The sequence below is a fragment of the Kocuria sp. CPCC 205263 genome (assembly GCF_040981075.1).
In the GTDB taxonomy this organism is placed as follows: domain Bacteria; phylum Actinomycetota; class Actinomycetes; order Actinomycetales; family Micrococcaceae; genus Kocuria; species Kocuria rosea.
In genome coordinates this window covers 235,230-251,323 of the sequence record NZ_JAVKPV010000005.1, presented here as the reverse complement: position 1 = coordinate 251,323, position 16,094 = coordinate 235,230, and the positions used below count along the sequence as shown (strand labels likewise).

At 72.6% G+C, this 16,094-nt stretch carries 17 protein-coding genes; 1 reads left to right on the top strand and 16 read right to left on the bottom strand.

What is annotated here, in order from left to right:
- Positions 1 to 106 precede the first annotated feature (106 nt).
- From RF647_RS10000 to RF647_RS09935, 14 genes are all read right to left on the bottom strand, one after another.
- On the bottom strand, positions 107 to 382 hold the full coding sequence (locus RF647_RS10000; protein ID WP_031282932.1) for a F0F1 ATP synthase subunit epsilon: 276 nt from the start codon (positions 380 to 382) through the stop codon (positions 107 to 109).
- Between the two features lie 2 nt (positions 383 to 384).
- Positions 385 to 1,851 (bottom strand): F0F1 ATP synthase subunit beta, encoded by a 1,467-nt coding sequence (gene atpD / locus RF647_RS09995; RefSeq protein ID WP_133410894.1) that lies wholly within the window; start codon positions 1,849 to 1,851, stop codon positions 385 to 387.
- Between the two features lie 55 nt (positions 1,852 to 1,906).
- Positions 1,907 to 2,818 (bottom strand): F0F1 ATP synthase subunit gamma, encoded by a 912-nt coding sequence (locus RF647_RS09990; RefSeq protein WP_368811580.1) that lies wholly within the window; start codon positions 2,816 to 2,818, stop codon positions 1,907 to 1,909.
- 60 nt (positions 2,819 to 2,878) lie between these two features.
- A complete protein-coding gene (gene atpA / locus RF647_RS09985; protein ID WP_133410896.1) occupies positions 2,879 to 4,504 on the bottom strand; it encodes a F0F1 ATP synthase subunit alpha in 1,626 nt (541 codons plus the stop codon).
- Between the two features lie 151 nt (positions 4,505 to 4,655).
- Complete coding sequence (locus tag RF647_RS09980; RefSeq protein ID WP_368811579.1) at positions 4,656 to 5,468, bottom strand: F0F1 ATP synthase subunit delta; 813 nt, start codon at positions 5,466 to 5,468, stop codon at positions 4,656 to 4,658.
- The gene (locus RF647_RS09975; RefSeq protein WP_133410898.1) at positions 5,468 to 6,019 is read right to left on the bottom strand and encodes a F0F1 ATP synthase subunit B; all 552 of its coding nucleotides are present in this window, start codon (positions 6,017 to 6,019) and stop codon (positions 5,468 to 5,470) included. Before RF647_RS09975 ends, RF647_RS09980 begins: the two co-directional genes overlap by 1 nt.
- A gap of 47 nt (positions 6,020 to 6,066) precedes the next feature.
- A complete protein-coding gene (gene atpE, locus RF647_RS09970) occupies positions 6,067 to 6,270 on the bottom strand; it encodes an ATP synthase F0 subunit C (RefSeq protein ID WP_017833261.1) in 204 nt (67 codons plus the stop codon).
- 118 nt (positions 6,271 to 6,388) lie between these two features.
- Positions 6,389 to 7,183, bottom strand: a complete 795-nt coding sequence (gene atpB / locus RF647_RS09965) for a F0F1 ATP synthase subunit A (RefSeq protein WP_133410899.1) — start codon at positions 7,181 to 7,183, stop codon at positions 6,389 to 6,391.
- A 33-nt stretch (positions 7,184 to 7,216) separates the two neighbouring features.
- Positions 7,217 to 7,606, bottom strand: a complete 390-nt coding sequence (locus RF647_RS09960) for a hypothetical protein (protein ID WP_368811578.1) — start codon at positions 7,604 to 7,606, stop codon at positions 7,217 to 7,219.
- Complete coding sequence (locus RF647_RS09955; protein WP_368811577.1) at positions 7,603 to 8,037, bottom strand: hypothetical protein; 435 nt, start codon at positions 8,035 to 8,037, stop codon at positions 7,603 to 7,605. Before RF647_RS09955 ends, RF647_RS09960 begins: the two co-directional genes overlap by 4 nt.
- Positions 8,034 to 9,146 carry a glycosyltransferase family 4 protein gene (locus RF647_RS09950; RefSeq protein ID WP_368811576.1) on the bottom strand — a complete coding sequence of 371 codons (1,113 nt, stop codon included), beginning with the start codon at positions 9,144 to 9,146 and terminating at the stop codon, positions 8,034 to 8,036. The genes RF647_RS09955 and RF647_RS09950 overlap by 4 nt, the downstream gene beginning before the upstream one ends.
- Entirely contained in the window at positions 9,143 to 11,071 is a 1,929-nt protein-coding gene (locus RF647_RS09945; RefSeq protein ID WP_368811575.1) for a polysaccharide biosynthesis protein, read from the bottom strand. Before RF647_RS09945 ends, RF647_RS09950 begins: the two co-directional genes overlap by 4 nt.
- 68 nt (positions 11,072 to 11,139) lie before the next feature.
- The gene (locus RF647_RS09940) at positions 11,140 to 11,979 is read right to left on the bottom strand and encodes a glycosyltransferase (RefSeq protein WP_368796825.1); all 840 of its coding nucleotides are present in this window, start codon (positions 11,977 to 11,979) and stop codon (positions 11,140 to 11,142) included.
- Positions 11,980 to 11,983: 4 nt separating this feature from the next.
- Positions 11,984 to 12,901 (bottom strand): glycosyltransferase, encoded by a 918-nt coding sequence (locus RF647_RS09935; protein ID WP_368811574.1) that lies wholly within the window; start codon positions 12,899 to 12,901, stop codon positions 11,984 to 11,986.
- 238 nt (positions 12,902 to 13,139) lie between these two features.
- Here RF647_RS09935 and RF647_RS09930 point away from each other — a divergent pair, with 238 nt between their 5' ends.
- Positions 13,140 to 14,111: an NAD(P)-dependent oxidoreductase gene (locus RF647_RS09930; protein ID WP_133410905.1), complete on the top strand. Its 972-nt coding sequence runs from the start codon at positions 13,140 to 13,142 to the stop codon at positions 14,109 to 14,111.
- Between the two features lie 39 nt (positions 14,112 to 14,150).
- Here the strand turns inward: RF647_RS09930 and RF647_RS09925 are convergent, their stop codons facing one another.
- Both RF647_RS09925 and prmC read right to left on the bottom strand, forming a co-directional pair.
- Complete coding sequence (locus RF647_RS09925; RefSeq protein WP_368811573.1) at positions 14,151 to 15,194, bottom strand: L-threonylcarbamoyladenylate synthase; 1,044 nt, start codon at positions 15,192 to 15,194, stop codon at positions 14,151 to 14,153.
- Positions 15,191 to 16,090: a peptide chain release factor N(5)-glutamine methyltransferase gene (gene prmC, locus RF647_RS09920; protein ID WP_368811572.1), complete on the bottom strand. Its 900-nt coding sequence runs from the start codon at positions 16,088 to 16,090 to the stop codon at positions 15,191 to 15,193. The genes RF647_RS09925 and prmC overlap by 4 nt, the downstream gene beginning before the upstream one ends.
- Positions 16,091 to 16,094: the final 4 nt, after the last annotated feature.

The following is a 16,094-nucleotide window of genomic DNA, read 5'->3' as shown; positions in this document are numbered from 1 at the left end:
GGGGTCCCTGCGGGGCCCCGGGTACGGCCGCGGCCTCCGCACCGGTGGTGCGGAGGCCGCGGCTGTGCTGGGCGCGCGGGGCGGGGCCCCGCGCGGACGGGCGGGATCAGGCGGCGGCGGCGCCGGGCAGCTCCACGTTGTCCGCCACGATCGTCACCCGGTCGTTGTCGACGAACACGAAGCCGGCGTCGATCGTGCCCTCGAGCCGGGAGCCGTCCACGGGGTCCACCGCGAAGTCGCCGGGCTTGAGGATGCCGGCCACGGCCTCGTGGCCGGGCAGGATACCGATGTCGCCCTCGGACGTGCGGACCCGCACCATCCGGGCGGTGCCGGTCCACACGGCCTGCTCGAGGGAGACGATTTCGACGATCATCTCAGCCATGACTACTTGCCACCGGTCCGCTGCTTGATCTGCTCCCACTGCTGCATGACGTCGTCGAGACCGCCGACGTTGTAGAACGCCTGCTCCGGCACGTGGTCGAACTCGCCCTCGCAGATCTTCCCGAAAGCCTCGATGGTCTCGGCGAGCGGGACCGTGGAGCCCTCGACACCGGTGAACTGCTTGGCGGTGTAGGTGTTCTGGGAGAGGAACTGCTCGATGCGGCGCGCGCGCGAGACGACGACCTTCTGCTCCTCGGAGAGCTCCTCGACGCCGAGGATCGCGATGATGTCCTGCAGCTCCTTGTTCTCCTGCAGGATCGACCGGACGCGGATCGCGACGTCGTAGTGCTCCTGGCCCACGATCTGCGGGTCGAGGATGCGCGAGGTCGAGGTCAGCGGGTCGATCGCCGGGTACAGACCGCGGGAGGCGATGTCACGGGAGAGCTCCGTGGTCGCGTCCAGGTGGGCGAACGTCGTGGCCGGGGCCGGGTCGGTGTAGTCGTCGGCGGGCACGTAGATCGCCTGCATCGAGGTGATCGAGTGGCCGCGGGTCGAGGTGATGCGCTCCTGGAGCACGCCCATCTCGTCCGCCAGCGTCGGCTGGTAGCCCACGGCGGAGGGGATGCGGCCCAGCAGGGTCGACACCTCCGAGCCGGCCTGGGTGAAGCGGAAGATGTTGTCGACGAAGAGCAGCACGTCCTGGTTCTGCACGTCGCGGAAGTACTCCGCCATCGTGAGCCCGGTCAGGGCCACGCGCAGACGCGTTCCCGGCGGCTCGTCCATCTGGCCGAACACGAGGGCGGTGTCCTTGAGGACGCCCGCCTCCTCCATCTCGACCCAGAGGTCGTTGCCCTCACGGGTGCGCTCGCCCACGCCGGCGAAGACCGAGGTGCCGCCGAAGTTGCGGGCCACACGCGTGATCATCTCCTGGATGAGCACGGTCTTGCCCACGCCGGCGCCGCCGAACAGGCCGATCTTGCCGCCCTTGATGTAGGGGGTCAGCAGGTCGATCGACTTGATGCCGGTCTCCATCATCTCCGTGGAGCCCTCGAGCTCCGCGAAGGACGGCGCCTTGCGGTGGATCGGCCAGCGCTCGGTGATCTCCAGGGACGAGGTCTCGACGTCGAGGGCCTCACCGAGCACGTTGAAGATGTGGCCCTTGACCACATCGCCCACGGGCACGGAGATCGGCTCGCCGGAGTCCTTGACCTCGGTGCCGCGCACCAGGCCGTCGGTCTGCTGCAGGGCGATCGCGCGGACCATGTTGTCGCCCAGGTGCTGGGCGGTCTCGAACGTGATCGTCCGCTTCTCGCCGTTGAGCTCGTACTGGGCGGTCAGGGCGTTGTAGATGCCGGGCACGGCGTGCTCGGGGAACTCGACGTCGACGACCGGCCCGATGACCCGGGCGATGCGTCCCGTGGCACCGCCCGAGACCGGCTGCCCGGCCTGTTCGCTGATGGTGGCAGTCATATCTCTCACTTCACTTGTTCGTGGTGGACACTTGCTGGATCGCCGGGACGGCCCGTCACAGGGCCTCGGCGCCGCTCACGATCTCGGTGAGCTCGGTGGTGATCTCGGCCTGGCGGGCGTTGTTCATCAGGCGCGTGTACTTCTTGATGAGGTCGTCGGCGTTGTCGCCGGCCGCCTTCATCGCCCGCTGCCGGGCCGCGAGCTCGCTGGTGGCGGCGTGCGCCAGGCTCGCGAAGAGTCGGGCGTCGATGTAGCGCGGCAGGACGGCGTCGAGGAACTCCTCGGGGTTCGGCTCGAACTCGAAGGTGCTGTCGGGCTCCTCCAGCTCCTCGAACTCCCGGGCGACCTCGTCGGTCAGCGCGTTGGCGTCCACGACCTCGAGCGGAAGCAGCCGGAGCACCCGGGGTTCCTGGACGACCATCGACTGGAACGACGTGTAGACGAGGTGGATCTCGTCGACGCCGCCGTCCTCGTACACGGTCTCCAGGTCCTCGATCAGCACCTTGCGCAGCTCCCGCGCGCGGTCCGGCCGGGCGTTGTCCGTGTCCCCGGTCCAGTTCCGCTCGTACGGGCGGCTGCGGAAGTCGAAGTACGCCTGTGCCTTGCGGCCGATCAGGTAGACCTTGGTCTCCTTGCCCTCCCCGTGCAGCAGCTCCAGCAGGCCCTCGGCCTCCTTGAGCACGTTGGACGAGTAGGACCCGGCCAGACCGCGGTCCGAGGTCATGATCACCACGGCCGACCGGCGCACCTCGTCGGCCCTCGTGGTCAGGGCATGGGAGACGTTGTGCTGGGTGGCGACCTGTGAGACCGCCCGGGTCAGCGCGTTCGCGTAGGGACGCGCCGCCTGCAGACCCTGTCGGGACTTGTTGATGCGCGAGGTCGCGATCATCTCCATGGCCTTGAAGATCTTCTTCATGGACTTGGTCGACGCGATCTTGTTCCGGTAGACCCGAATCTGCGCTCCCATGTGACTTCCTTTCGTCACCGTGCCCGGTGCGCCGCCGCGGCGGCGCACCGGACCGACCGGTTACTTCCTGACGATCCGTTCCTGGTCGACCGCGGACGCGTCGAGGGGCTCGTGCTCCTCGTGGCCCGGCTCGATCCCGTGCTTGGTGCCCCGGAAGTCCCGCTTGACCTCGGCGACGGCCGTCTCCAGCGCGGCGACGGCGTCGTCCTCGAGCTTGCCGGAGCCGACGATGGAGTCCATCACGTTGGTGGTGCGGCGCACGTGCTCCAGCAGGGCCTGCTCGAAGTCGAGCACGTCGGCGACCTCCACCTCGTCGAGGTGGCCGTTGGTGCCGGCCCAGATGGACACGACCTGGTCCTCGACCGGGTACGGGGTGTACTGCTTCTGCTTCAGCAGCTCCATCAGCCGGGCGCCGCGGGTCAGCTGCTGCCGGGACGCGGGGTCCAGGTCGGAGGCGAACATCGCGAAGGCCTGCATCGAGCGGTAGGACGCCAGCTCGAGCTTCAGCGTGCCGGAGACCTTCTTCATGGCCTTGACCTGCGCGGCGCCGCCGACGCGGGACACCGAGATGCCCACGTCCACGGCCGGGCGCTGGTTGGCGTTGAACAGGTCCGACTGCAGGAAGATCTGGCCGTCGGTGATGGAGATGACGTTGGTGGGGATGAACGCCGAGACGTCGTTGGCCTTCGTCTCGATCATCGGCAGCCCGGTCATCGACCCGGCGCCCAGCTCGTCGGAGAGCTTGGCGCAGCGCTCGAGAAGGCGGGAGTGCAGGTAGAACACGTCGCCCGGGTAGGCCTCGCGTCCCGGCGGGCGGCGCAGCAGCAGCGAGACCGCACGGTAGGCCTCGGCCTGCTTGGACAGGTCGTCGAAGACGATGAGGACGTGCTTGCCGCCGTACATCCAGTGCTGGCCGATGGCCGAGCCGGCGTAGGGGGCGAGGTACTTGATGCCCGCGGCCTCGGAGGCGGGAGCCGCCACGATGGTCGTGTACTCCAGGGCCCCGTTGTCCTCGAGGGTCTGGCGCACGCCGGCGATGGTGGACGCCTTCTGGCCCACGGCCACGTAGATGCAGCGCACCTGCTTGTTGACGTCGCCGGACTCCCAATTGGCGCGCTGGTTCAGGATGGCGTCCACGGCGATGGCCGTCTTGCCCGTCTGCCGGTCGCCGATGATGAGCTGGCGCTGACCGCGGCCGATCGGGATCATCGCGTCGATGGCCTTGATGCCGGTCTGCAGGGGCTCGTGGACCGACTTGCGCATGGTCACGCCGGGCGCCTGGGTCTCGAGGGCGCGGCGGCCCTCGGCCTCGATGGGGCCGAGGTCGTCGATGGGCGTGCCCAGCGGGTCGACCACGCGGCCCAGGAACGCGTCGCCCACCGGCACGGAGAGGACCTCCCCGGTGCGCTGGACCTCCTGGCCCTCCTCGACGCCGCGGAAGTCGCCGAGGATCACGACGCCGATGTCGCGGGTGTCGAGGTTCTGCGCGAGGCCGAGGACGCCGTTCTCGAAGCGCAGCAGCTCGTTGGCCATGACCGAGGGCAGGCCTTCGACCCGCGCGATGCCGTCGGAGGCGCTGCTGACGCGGCCGACCTCGGTTCGTTCTGCGGTGCCGGGCTCGTAGGACGCGGCGAATTCGCTCAGCGCGCTACGGACGTCGTCGGCATTGATGGTGACTTCGGACATGTCCTGTCCCTGCTCTCCTAGTTCGTGATCACTGCCGTCAGCGGTGACCGTGAGTCCAAATCTGTGGCGGAACGCTGCGCTGGTCCACCGGCTGCTGCCGTTCGGCCGGTGGGGCGCCCGCCCGCGGCGGCGTCGTGGGCGCCCCCGGCGCTCAGGCGCCGATCCGCTGGCGCAGCTCGTCGAGCCGGGCCGCGACGGAACCGTCGATGACCTCCTCGCCGACCTGCACCTTGAGCCCGCCGAGCAGCGCCGGATCGACGTCCACGGTGAGCTTGAGGTCCTTGCCGTACAGCGTGTTCAGCTGCTGCTGCAGCCGGCCGCGCTGGTCCTCGGTCAGCGGTCGCGACGTGGTCACGTGCGCGATCCACCGCTGCCGGCGGGCCGCCACCTCCTCCGCGAAGCGCTCGACCAGACGGCCGACCAGGGCTCCGCGGGGCGAGAGCACGGCCTGCTCCACGAGGAGCAGTGCCTCGTCCGAGGCGCCCGGGGTCAGCCGGTGCGCCAGTCGCGTCTTGGCCTCGACCCCGGCGCGCTGGTCGCTGAGGGCGCGCTGCAGCTCGTGCGAGCCGTCCAGCACCCCCTTGAACGCGATCAGCTGGTCCACGACCTGCTCGAGGCCCTGGAGTCCGGCGCGGTTCTCCGCGGACGCCGCGGTGAGGGCCACCCCGGCGTGCTCGAGGGCGTCGGCGAACTCGCGGTCGTCGCTCCAGCGTCGACCGGCGAGGTGCGCGACGATCTCCACGGCGTCCGGGGAGACCTTGTCGGCGAAGATCCGGCGCACGACCTGCTCGCGCTGCGGCCCCTCGTAGGAGGGGTCGGCCAGCGCGCGCCGCAGGGCGCCGTTCTCGTCGAGGATGGCGAGCACGGCGAACAGCTCACGGGCGAGCGCGGGGCCGGCGGAGCCGGCCCAGCGCTCGACCTCACGAGCGCTCTGCTGGGTGAATTCGTTCGCTGCGTCTGCCATTACCGCGCCGCACCTGCGTTCCGCTCCTGCTCCTGCTCGAGGTCGGCGAGGAAACGGTCGACCACCCGGTTGGACCGGGCGTCGTCGTCGAGGGACTCGCCCACGATCTTCGCCGCGAGCGTGGTCGCCAGGGCGCCCACCTCGTTGCGCAGGGAGACCACGGCCGCCGAGCGCTCCGCCTCGATGGTGCGGTGCGCGTTCTCGGTGATGCGCGCCGACTCGGCGTTCGCCCGGTCCTTGAAGTCCGCGAGGATCTTCTCCCCCTCGAGGCGGGCCTCCTCGCGGATCTTCTGAGCTTCCAGGCGCGCGCTCTCGAGCTGCTGGTTGTACTCGTCGCGGGCGGCGGCGGCCTCGGCCTGCGCGGCCTTCGCCTTGGCCAGGCCACCTTCGATGGCCTCGGTGCGCTCACGGTAGACCCGCTCGAACGCCGGCACGACGAACTTGACGACGAGGAAGAGCAGGATCAGGAACCCGATGAGGGTGATCGCCACTTCCCACAGGTTGGGGACGAGGGGGTTCGCCCCTTCCTCGGCTGCCAGCAAGAGTGTCATGTGCGCGATTCCTGTTCTCTAGGAAGGACTTGTACGGGATGCGCCACTCAGGCGATGAACGCGAGCACGAAGCCCAGAATCGCGAGCGCCTCGACCACGGCGAAGCCGAAGAACAGCATCGGCTGGAGCACGCGCTGCGACTCCGGCTGGCGGGCGACGGACTGCATGTACGCGGCGAAGATCAGACCCACGCCGATGCCGCCGCCGATGGCAGCCAGACCGTAACCGATAGCACTGAGCGAACCAGTCATGAGGGGTATTTCCTTTCTAGGTGCCCGGGGGCCGGGCGTCGTAGCCGTGTCGGCTCTGAACATTTCGGGGATGGACTGCGGGGGTCCGGCCGGGGCCGGACCGCTTCTTCCACCGGTGTCAGTGGCCCTCTTGCAGGGCGCCCTGGACGTACACGGCGAAGAGGAGGGTGAAGATGTAGGCCTGGAGGACCTGGATCAGGATCTCCAGGAAGTAGATGAACACGCCGAGCACCGTGGAGCCCACGGAGACGATGCTGAGCAGGCCGCCGTTGGTGATGAGGTAGGCGGTCATCGAGGCCGCGACCATCAGGGCGAGGTGACCGGCGAACATCGTGGCGAACACACGCAGGGCGTGCGTGACGGGGCGGATGATCAGGTTCGAGAGGAACTCGATCGGGATGAGGAAGACGTACAGGGCCTTCGGGACGTCCGGCGGCATGGTCATCTTGCTCATGAACCCGCCGAGGCCGTGGCGCTTGATGCCCATGAACACCCACGTGACGTAGGCGATCCCGGCGAGGGCGTAGGCGGAGCCGGCGTGGGAGAGCGTCGGCAGCTGCAGCACCGGGATGGAGCCGAAGAGGTTGTTCACCAGGATGAAGAAGAAGAACGTGAACAGCAGCGGGACGTAGGGGCGGAACTCCTTCTCACCGATGATGTCCCGGCCGAGGTGGTTGCGCACGAACCCGTAGCCGCTCTCGGCGAGGTACTGGGACTTCGACGGGACGAGCGCGTTGCGGCGGATGGCCCACATGAAGAAGCCGGCGATCAGGACGACCGACAGGAGGACCAGCAGCATCTGCTTGCCGAAGCCGAAGGAGCCCACCTCGAAGAAGTAGGGCAGGTGCATCTCGTCGACGGTCGGGGCGGTGAATCCTCCGGTGGCGGGGAGCCTGATGAGGGCGGCGTTCAATGCGGGTCCTTTCTGCAGTGCTCTGGCCGGTGGTCACGGTCGGGGCGCCGAGTCCGGGCCGGACTGGTGCGGGTTGTGAGGATCTGCACCGTCGGAGGACGGACTCCGACGGAGTCCCTCCTGCATGTGGAGATACACGACGTAGATCCCGGACGCGGCGCCGATGCACGCTCCCAGGACCACGATCCACCGGGTTCCCAGCACGCGATCCGCCCCCCACCCTACCAAACTCCAGAACCCCATCCCGATCACCACGTAGAGGAGTGTCGTGAAGCCTCCGGAGAGCCCTCCGCCCTCCACGAGCTCCCCCGCGGTGCGCAGTCCGGGGCGCTCCGCGGGCCCGTCCCGCGGGGGCCTGGGGCCGTCCTCCGGCGGGGGCGTCCCGTCCGGGCGGGCCGTGTCGTCGCGGTCATCCGCGCTCATGGTCGTCCGTGCTCATGGTCGTCCTGCTTCCTGTCGTCAGGGGTCCTGCCGTCGTGCGTGCCGTCGCCGGCGGGGCCGGGTGCACGCGGGCCGTCCGGGTGCTCGGCCGCCGCCCGCCGCCGGGCCTCCAGCACCGGTCCCAGGGCGGTGCGGGTGCCGCGGGCGCCGGCGCGGGCCGCGAGCGCCAGCGAGACGACGAGCGCAGCCAGCACCCCGGCCGCGACCCAGCCCGGGACCAGCCAGCCGGGGGCCGGCACGGTGAGCAGGACCCAGCCGAGCAGGAGCACCTTCAGCACGTACGTCGCGGCGAGCACGGGGGCGGCGACCGGCCCGTCCGTCCCGGCGGTGGCCCGCGCCACGAGCACGGTCACCAGGTGGCTCGCGACGATCAGCCCCGCGCCGAGCAGGACGCTGAGCAGGGCCGCGCTCACGGGCGGGTCCCCGTCCGGGAGCGGACGGCCGCACGGCGCCCGAGCAGCGCGGGCAGCACCAGGTAGAGCGCGAGCACCGCCAGCACGAACGCGCCGGCCACGGCCGTGGCGACGGGCCCCGTGCGCAGGCCCACGACCGAGGCGACGCTGACGAGGACGGTCGCGGCCGTGACGACGAGCGCGGAGCCCGTGTGGGACAGGCCCACGTCGGTGAGCTTCTGGTAGACGTGCTGGCGGTGCGGCCGGTACCAGGCCTCCCCCGCGCGGACGCGGCGGAGCAGGGTCACGGAGGTGTCGGCCACGTAGACCGCGAGCGGGGGCAGGAGGTACTCGACGTAGACGCCGGAGAGGAAGGCCGCGACCGCGATGCCGGCCAGCGAGCCGCCCAGCAGGTAGGAGCCGACGTCGCCGAGGAACACGGTGCCGCGGCCGAGGTTCCAGGGCAGGAACCCGGCGAAGCCGCCCGCCACGGCCAGGCCGGCGGCGATCATCCACGGCAGGTCGTTGGAGGCGCCGGCCCAGGCGTACAGCAGTCCCGCGGCGAGGCCGTGCAGCCCCGAGATGCCGTTGATCCCGTCCATGAAGTTGGCCATGTTCACGTAGGCGGCGATTGCGATGGTGCCCACGGGCAGCCACCAGGCGGAGGTGCCGAGCACCGCGACCAGGACGGCCGTGGCGGCCAGGCCGATGCCCAGCTGCGCGGCCAGGCGCGCCCGCACGGACACGCCCCGGTAGTCCTCGGCCCAGCCGAGGGCGGCGAACAGCCCGGTCACGGCCAGGACCACGAGCGCGACGGAGCGGTCGACCTCGATCGCGCCGGTGAGCAGGGCGGAGCCGTAGGCGACGAGCACGGCGAGGGCCACGGCCAGGCCCATGCCCCGTACGACCGTGCGGTGGTGGGAGGAGCGCTCGTTGGGGACGTCGAGCACGCCCCACCGGGCGAGCAGCGGCTTGACGGCCAGGGGCAGTAGGAGACTGAGCACGAGGGCAGGGACACCGACCGTGAGGACGAGCTCCCCGAGCCGGCGCAGCTCCTCCGGGTCGGGGGCGGCGCCCGGGTCGGTGAGATCGAGCCCGGCGGGGAGCAGCACGACCGGGGCCGGGCTCACGACGCCCGCCCCGAGGAGCTGCGCGGGCGCTGGACCGACGTGGGCGGCGGCTGCGTGGACGGTCTGACGACAGGGATCGTGCCCGTGTAGACCATGCCGCCGCGCACCTTCCAGGTGTGCCGGTCCAGCTGGGCGGGGTCGAGGCGGTCGGCGCGCGCGTGGGAGATCTTGGGGTGGAAGGGCCGCTCGTCCTTCTCGCCGAGGCCGATGAGGTCCTCGTGCAGCTTCTCCCCCGGGCGCAGCCCGGTGATCTCGATCTCGATGTCCTCGCGCCCGCTCATCACGCGCAGCCGCTCGGCGATGTCCATGATCCGCACGGGCTCGCCCATGTCCAGGATCAGCACCTCGCCGCCGCGGGCGATCGCCCCCGCCTGGATCACGAGCTGGCAGGCCTCCGGGATGGTCATGAAGTAGCGGGTGGCCTCCGCGTGCGTCACCGTGATCGGGCCGCCCTGCCGGATCTGCTCGGTGAAGAGGGGGAGCATCGAGCCCCGGGAGCCGAAGACGTTGCCGAAGCGCACCGAGACGTACCGGCGCCCGGTGCGGTCCGCCATCCACGCGGTGAGCTTCTCGGCGACGCGCTTGGAGTGGCCCAGGGCCGTGGTGGGGTTGGCGGCCTTGTCGGTCGAGATGTTGACGAAGACCTCGACCTCCGCCTCCTCCGCGGCCTGAAGCACGTTGAGGGTGCCGACGACGTTGGTCTTCCACGCCTCGTCCGGGTACTGCTCGAGCAGGGACACGTGCTTGAGGGCGGCCGCGTGGAAGACCACCTGGGGGCGGCGGTCGCGGAAGATCGCGCCGACCGACTCGGGGTCGCGGATGTCGGCGAGGACGGTGTCGCGGCCGTCGAGCAGGCCGCGCCCCGTGATGGAGATCTGGGTGCCCTGCAGCGCGGACTCGTCGCGGTCCACCATGATCAGCTCGGCGGGCTCGAAGCCGACGAGCTGGCGGCACAGCTCGGAGCCGATGGAGCCGCCGGCGCCGGTCACCAGGACGCGGCGGCCCTTCACGTAGCCGGCGATCTCCTCGACGTCGATGTCGACGGGGCGGCGGCCGATGAGGTCCTCCATGCTGATGTCCCGGAAGTCCGCGCCCTGGTGCTTGGCGGTGAGCACCTCGCCGAGCGGGGGCATGGTCATGACCCGGATCCCGGTGCCGGCCACGGCGTCCGCGACCCGGTGCATGATCCGGGGGTCCGCGCCGGACATCGCCACGATCAGCACCGAGGCGCGGGTGCGGGCCATGACGTCGCGGAGGTCGTGCAGGGTGCCGAGCACGGGCACGGAGGAGATCCGCAGGTGCTTCTTGGCGGGGTCGTCGTCGAGCAGGGCCACGGGCAGGAACTCCGAGTGCGGGTCCTGCATCATCCGCTGGATGAGGAAGGTCCCGAGGTAGCCGGCGCCGTAGACCACCACGTGCTGGGCGGAGGCGCCCGGACGGGCGGAGGCCTCCTGGTACATCCGCTTGAGGTAGCGGAAGGCGGCCATGAACAGGCACGCGAAGGGGAACGCGATGAGGGCGGTGGAGCGCGGGATGCCGATGCTCGTGCCCACCACGAGGAGCAGCACCTGGACCACGGCCGTGACGATGAGGGTGACCACCACGAGGAGCTTGGCCTCGTCGAAGCTGCCGAAGGAGTACCGCCCCTTGTACAGGGCGAAGGAGAAGCCGACGACGAGCTGGGCGGCCACGGCCACGATGGACACCAGCAGCAGCCCGGGGGCGCTGATGAACTGGAGCTCCATCTCGTAGCGCAGCACCAGGGCGAGCACGAGGGCCACGACCCAGGCGACGGAGTCCAGCAGCATCTGGATCCACAGCCACGCCACGGGCCTGTCCTGCGGGGCGCCGCGGGGCGGGAACCCCGCGGCGGGACCCCCGGGGGGCACCGCCGTGCCGGCGGTGCGCTCGGGCGAACCACTCATCGCGTCGTTCCTTTCGTGGTCGGTGCCGGAACCGGGGGCCGGGCGGGGAGGGTGCCGGTGCGGGACGGTCAGCGGCGGGGTGCGCCGACCATGGCCCGGTAGGCCAGCTCCCGGAGCCGGGTGGGGACGAACCGGTAGCCGCCGCGCACCACCACGTTGCGCACCCATTGTAGGAACCCGACGTGGCCGATCCCGCGCAGGCGGGCCTGGAGGGCGAGCTCCGCGCGGAGCACGCGCCACCCGCCGCGCCGCTCGTAGGAGCCCGCCGAGACCCGGTAGCCGACCAGCGGCTCGGCCACGTTGCGCACGTCGGCGCCCGCGCGCAGCATCCGCACCCACAGCCAGTAGTCCTCGGCCAGGGGCACGTGCTCGTAGCCGCCGGCCGCCCGCACCGCCGAGCGCCGGAACACCACCGTCGGGTGGCTCACGGGGTTGCGGCGCCGGGAGACGGAGAGGATGTCCCGCTCCCCCACCGGGGCGCGGCGCAGGGCGATCGGGGTCCGCTCGTCGTCGCCGATCTCGTGCATCGACGAGCCCACCAGGTCGGCCCCGGCCTCGATCACGGGCAGCTGCACCGCGAAGCGGCGGGGGTAGGAGACGTCGTCGGCGTCGGCGCGGGCCACCACGTCGTGCCGGCACCGGTCCAGGCCGGCGGTGAGCGCCGCGGTGAGGCCCTCGTTGCGCTCCAGGTCGACCCGCACCACGGGCACGGGGAGCTCGCGCACCAGGCGGTCCAGCTCGGCCTCCAGCGCCGCGGGGACGGGGCCGTCCCGCACGACGACGAGCTCGGCGGGCCGGCGCCGCTGCTCGACGGTGGCCGACTCGGCCGCCCGGCGCACCCGCTCCGCGGTGTCGGCGCGGTAGACGGGCATGAGCACGGAGAACTCGAGAGCGGGGTGCGGGCTCACGGGGTCACCGCGGCCCGCCGAAGCCGCGGCCGCGCATCCCGCCGGCGTAGCGGCTCGCCCAGGACACGAGACCGCGCACGTCCCGCCGGCGCAGGTAGAAGAGGGGGTAGCCGACGAGGTCGGCCCCGAGCTGGACGACCCGCTTGTACCGCCACGTGGTCCAGCCCCGGTTGCGGAAGAAGTGCTCGCGCTTGAACTCCGTCCCGGGCACCACGACCTTGAGCCGGCCGGGGACCACGACGTGCTCCTCGTCCCAGCCCGGCGGGTGCGCCACGGCGGTGCGGGTGGTGGTGCCGAAGGGCAGCCCGGAGCGGCGCAGCCGCACCAGGAAGTCGACCTCGTCGCCGCGCAGGAAGAGCTTGAGGTCCGGGAGCCCGACCGTGAAGAAGACGTGCTCGGACATCAGGGCGCCGTTGAAGAAGGTGGCGTAGCCGGGCAGGAAGCCGAGCGGCTCCAGGTCGGCCCGGGAGTGGGTCATCCGCCCCTCGAGGCGGTAGGAGAAGGCCAGCGCGCCGTGGTCCTGGGGTGCCACGACGAGCGGGGAGACGACCGACAGCTCCCGCCGCGCGGCCTCCTGCAGGAGGATCTCGAGGCAGTCGGGGCTCTCCGGGTGGGCGTCGTCGTCCATGAGCCACACCCGGTCCGCACCGGTGGCGAGCGCGGTCAGGATCGCGAGGGAGAACCCGCCGGCCCCGCCCAGGTTGGCGAGGGAGCGCACGAGCTCGAGCGCGAACCGGCCGCCGATCGCCTCCTCGAGCACCTCCCGCGGCAGCGCCTCGCGCCCCGCGTCGACGAGGCACAGGGAGGCGACGGGCACCGTCTGCTCCCGCAGCGCGGCGACGAGCGCGAGGACGTCCTCGTGCCGGTCCTGGGTCACGCAGGCCACCGCCACCGTGGGGGTGGGCGTGGGGTCGGACGGCATGCGGCTCCTCCAGGGGGTGACGGGCTGTGCGGTGATGGGCAGTGCGGGAACGGGTGCGGGGTCCGGCGCGGTGCCGCGGGCGGGCGCCGGAACGTGCCGAGTCTAGCAAGCGGCGCCCGGACGGCCGGGCCGGCGGGCCGCGTCGCCCCGCCCCGGCGGTGGGCCGGTCTGTACGATGAGCGCAGGAATCCGGGCCCGGACGACGGCGACCGGAAGCGACCGGCAGAGAGGAAGCACCGTGACATCGACGACGTGGGCAGTCCTGGGAGCGACGGGGTTCGTGGGTTCCGCGACCGTGGCCCGGCTGCAGGCGGACGGCCAGACGGTGGTCCCGGTCTCCGCGCCGCGGCTGGGGTCCGGGGCGCGCACGGTCCACCACCTGCTCCAGCAGGCCGGCCGGCTCGAGTCCGTCATCGACTACCTCGCCGAGTCCTTCGCCGGTGCCCACGTGGTCGTCAACGCGGCGGGCCTGGCGGCCCCGGACCAGACGCACGAGGAGTCCCTCGTGGGGGCGAACGCGCTGCTGCCGGTGCTCGTGGCGCTCGCGGCGCGCCGCACGAGCGTGCGCCGGATCGTGCACGTCAGCTCCGCGGCCGTCCAGGGCGACGTCGACGTCCTCGACGAGACGCCCGCGGTCCGGCCGTTCTCCCCCTACTCCTTCTCCAAGGCCCTCGGCGAGAGCGCGCTCCTGAAGCTGCGCCGCGACTGGGCGGGCGAGGACGGGGCGCCGGCGATCACGGTGCTGCGCGCGACCTCGGTGCAGGGCTCCGGCCGGCGCACCACCGCGCGGCTGGCCCGCTTCGCGTCCTCACCGCTGAGCTCGGTGGCCGGCGACGGCGGCGCGCCCACGCCGGTGACGTCCGTGCACGCCCTGGCCGAGTTCGTCTCCCGGGTCGGGCGCCACCGGGAGGCGCTGCCGCCGGTCGTGCTGCAGCCCTGGGAGGGCGCCACGACCGGCTCCATCCTGCGGGACGCGGGCCGCCGGGAGCCGCGCCACCTCCCCGTGCTGCTGTGCCGGCTCGTCGTGGACGCCGGGTTCGCGGTCTCGGCCCTGGCCGGGCACCGGTGGCACGGCGTGTTCCGCCGGCTCGAGGTCACCTGGTTCGGTCAGCGCCAGGTGCGCGGCTGGGCGGAGGAGCACGACGCGGTCCCCGAGCCGCGGATCAGCGAGGTCCTGCGCCAGGCGCACCTGGCCGCCGGCCGGGGCTGAGCCCCGCAGAGCTGCTCGGGGCCGCTCCCGGGACGGCGCTCAGGCCTCGCCGCTGCCCCGCGCCACGAGCCGGGCGGCCTCCTCGACCGGCAGCGGCCGCGGCTGCCCCGGCGACCCGGGCCGCTGGACGCGCGTGCGGTCCTGGTCCACGGCCGGGCGCGCGCCCGCCGTGGAGCGCGCCACGAGCGCGGCGGCCAGGCCCTGCGCCGTCGCGGCCCGCGCCGGCCCGGGCGCCGGGGGCTGCCGGTCCGCGGGTGCGGCCGCGCCCTCCGGGTCGGCGGGCTCCGCCGCCGGCGGCACGGCCTCCGGATTGGGCTCGCTCACGGCGTGTGATCCCGAGGCCGCCGGGCGGCCGGCGCCGGGCTCCGCGGGGGCCGCACCCGCCGCGGGGGCGCTGTCGAGCTCCTCGTCGCCGTCCGCCGGCACCACCGAGGGCACCACCGAGCGCAGCCGGGCGAGGCTCACGGTGCCGTGGCGCACCAGCAGCGGGGTCTCCCCCGTGCAGTCCACGATCGTGGAGGGGACTGGGTCCCGGTCGGCGGGTCCGCCGACGGGCCGCGGGCCGCCGTCCAGGTAGAGCTCCACGGAGTCCCCGAGCATGTCCACCGCGGCCCCGGCCGTCGACGCGGCCGGGTGGCCGGTGCGGTTGGCCGAGGACACGGCCAGCGGGCCGCTCTCGATGAGCAGCGCCTGGGCGAGCTCGTCGTCGGGCACCCGCAGGGCCACGGTCCCGTGGGTCTCCCCCAGGTCCCAGCCCAGCGAGGGGTGGGAGTGGAAGATCAGGGTCAGACCGCCGGGCCAGAAGGCCCGGGCCAGCGCGCGGGCGTCGTCGGAGACCTCGTCGGCCAGGCCGTCGAGCACCCCGGCGTGGGCGATGAGCACGGGCGGGGGCATGGCCCGGGACCGGCCCTTGGCGGCGAGCAGGGTCGCGACGCCCCGGGCTGAGAACGCGTTGGCCCCGATCCCGTAGACGGTGTCGGTGGGCAGGACCACGCACGCGTCGGCCGCGAGGGCGCGCGCGGCGTGCTTGAGCCCGGCGGTGCGCTGGGCGATGCTGCTGCAGTCGTAGACGGTGGAGTTCACGGCGTCCATTCTCCCATTCCGGTCGTGGGGGCGCGGCCCTCGAGGGGCGTCCGGCCGGCCGTGGCCCGGTCCCGGCCCGTCAGGTCCTGGTGGCCCTCGACGTCCTCGAGGCCCGCGGCCCGGAAGGCGTGCGCCACGGCGCGGGCCTGCACCTCGGCGTGCTCCATGACGAAGAACCCCCCGGGGCGTAGCAGCCGCAGGGCCGAGGCCAGGGCCGCCCGCGGGAGGTCGAGCCCGTCCTCCCCGCCCCCGTACAGGGCGAGGTCGGGGTCGTGCTCCCGGGCCTCCGGCTCGCGCGGGACCGCGTCCGCGGGGATGTACGGCGGATTGGAGACCACCACGTCGCAGCGTCCCTCGAGCTCCGGGAACGCGGTGCGCAGATCGCCCCGGACGAGCTCCGCGCGCGTCCCGCGCAGGTTCTCGGCCGCCCAGGCGTGGGCGGTCCCGGACAGCTCCACGGCGTGCACGCGGGCCTGTGGCACCTCGTGGGCCACCGAGGCGGCGATCGCCCCGGAGCCCGTGCCCAGGTCCACCACGTGCGGGCGGTGCACGCCCGCGGCCAGCTGCTCGCGCAGCTCGTCGACCACGGCCTGCACTACGGTCTCCGTCTCGGGCCGGGGCACGAACACCCCGGGCCCGACCGCCAGCGTCAGGTAGCGGAAGTGGGCGACGCCCGTGAGGTGCTGCAGCGGGATCCGGCGGGCGCGCTCGGCCACCAGCTCCGCGTACCCCGCGGGCTCGTCCCCGCCGATGATGGCTCTCGCCTCGACCTCCCCCCGGGACAGTCCGGTGAGGTGGCCGGCGAGCAGCAGCGCGTCGGTGCGCGCGGAGTCGATCCCCGCCTCGGCGAGCACCTGCTCCGCCCAGCGCACCGCCTGGCCCAGTGACCTCGTCATCCCG

Coding starts and splice junctions, on each gene's coding strand:
- RF647_RS10000 (WP_031282932.1), bottom strand. CDS start 382: ATGGCTGAGATGATCGTCGAAATCGTCTCCCTCGAGCAGGCCGTGTGG.
- atpD (WP_133410894.1), bottom strand. CDS start 1,851: ATGACTGCCACCATCAGCGAACAGGCCGGGCAGCCGGTCTCGGGCGGT.
- RF647_RS09990 (WP_368811580.1), bottom strand. CDS start 2,818: ATGGGAGCGCAGATTCGGGTCTACCGGAACAAGATCGCGTCGACCAAG.
- atpA (WP_133410896.1), bottom strand. CDS start 4,504: ATGTCCGAAGTCACCATCAATGCCGACGACGTCCGTAGCGCGCTGAGC.
- RF647_RS09980 (WP_368811579.1), bottom strand. CDS start 5,468: ATGGCAGACGCAGCGAACGAATTCACCCAGCAGAGCGCTCGTGAGGTC.
- RF647_RS09975 (WP_133410898.1), bottom strand. CDS start 6,019: ATGACACTCTTGCTGGCAGCCGAGGAAGGGGCGAACCCCCTCGTCCCC.
- atpE (WP_017833261.1), bottom strand. CDS start 6,270: ATGACTGGTTCGCTCAGTGCTATCGGTTACGGTCTGGCTGCCATCGGC.
- RF647_RS09960 (WP_368811578.1), bottom strand. CDS start 7,606: ATGAGCGCGGATGACCGCGACGACACGGCCCGCCCGGACGGGACGCCC.
- RF647_RS09945 (WP_368811575.1), bottom strand. CDS start 11,071: ATGAGTGGTTCGCCCGAGCGCACCGCCGGCACGGCGGTGCCCCCCGGG.
- RF647_RS09935 (WP_368811574.1), bottom strand. CDS start 12,901: ATGCCGTCCGACCCCACGCCCACCCCCACGGTGGCGGTGGCCTGCGTG.
- prmC (WP_368811572.1), bottom strand. CDS start 16,090: ATGACGAGGTCACTGGGCCAGGCGGTGCGCTGGGCGGAGCAGGTGCTC.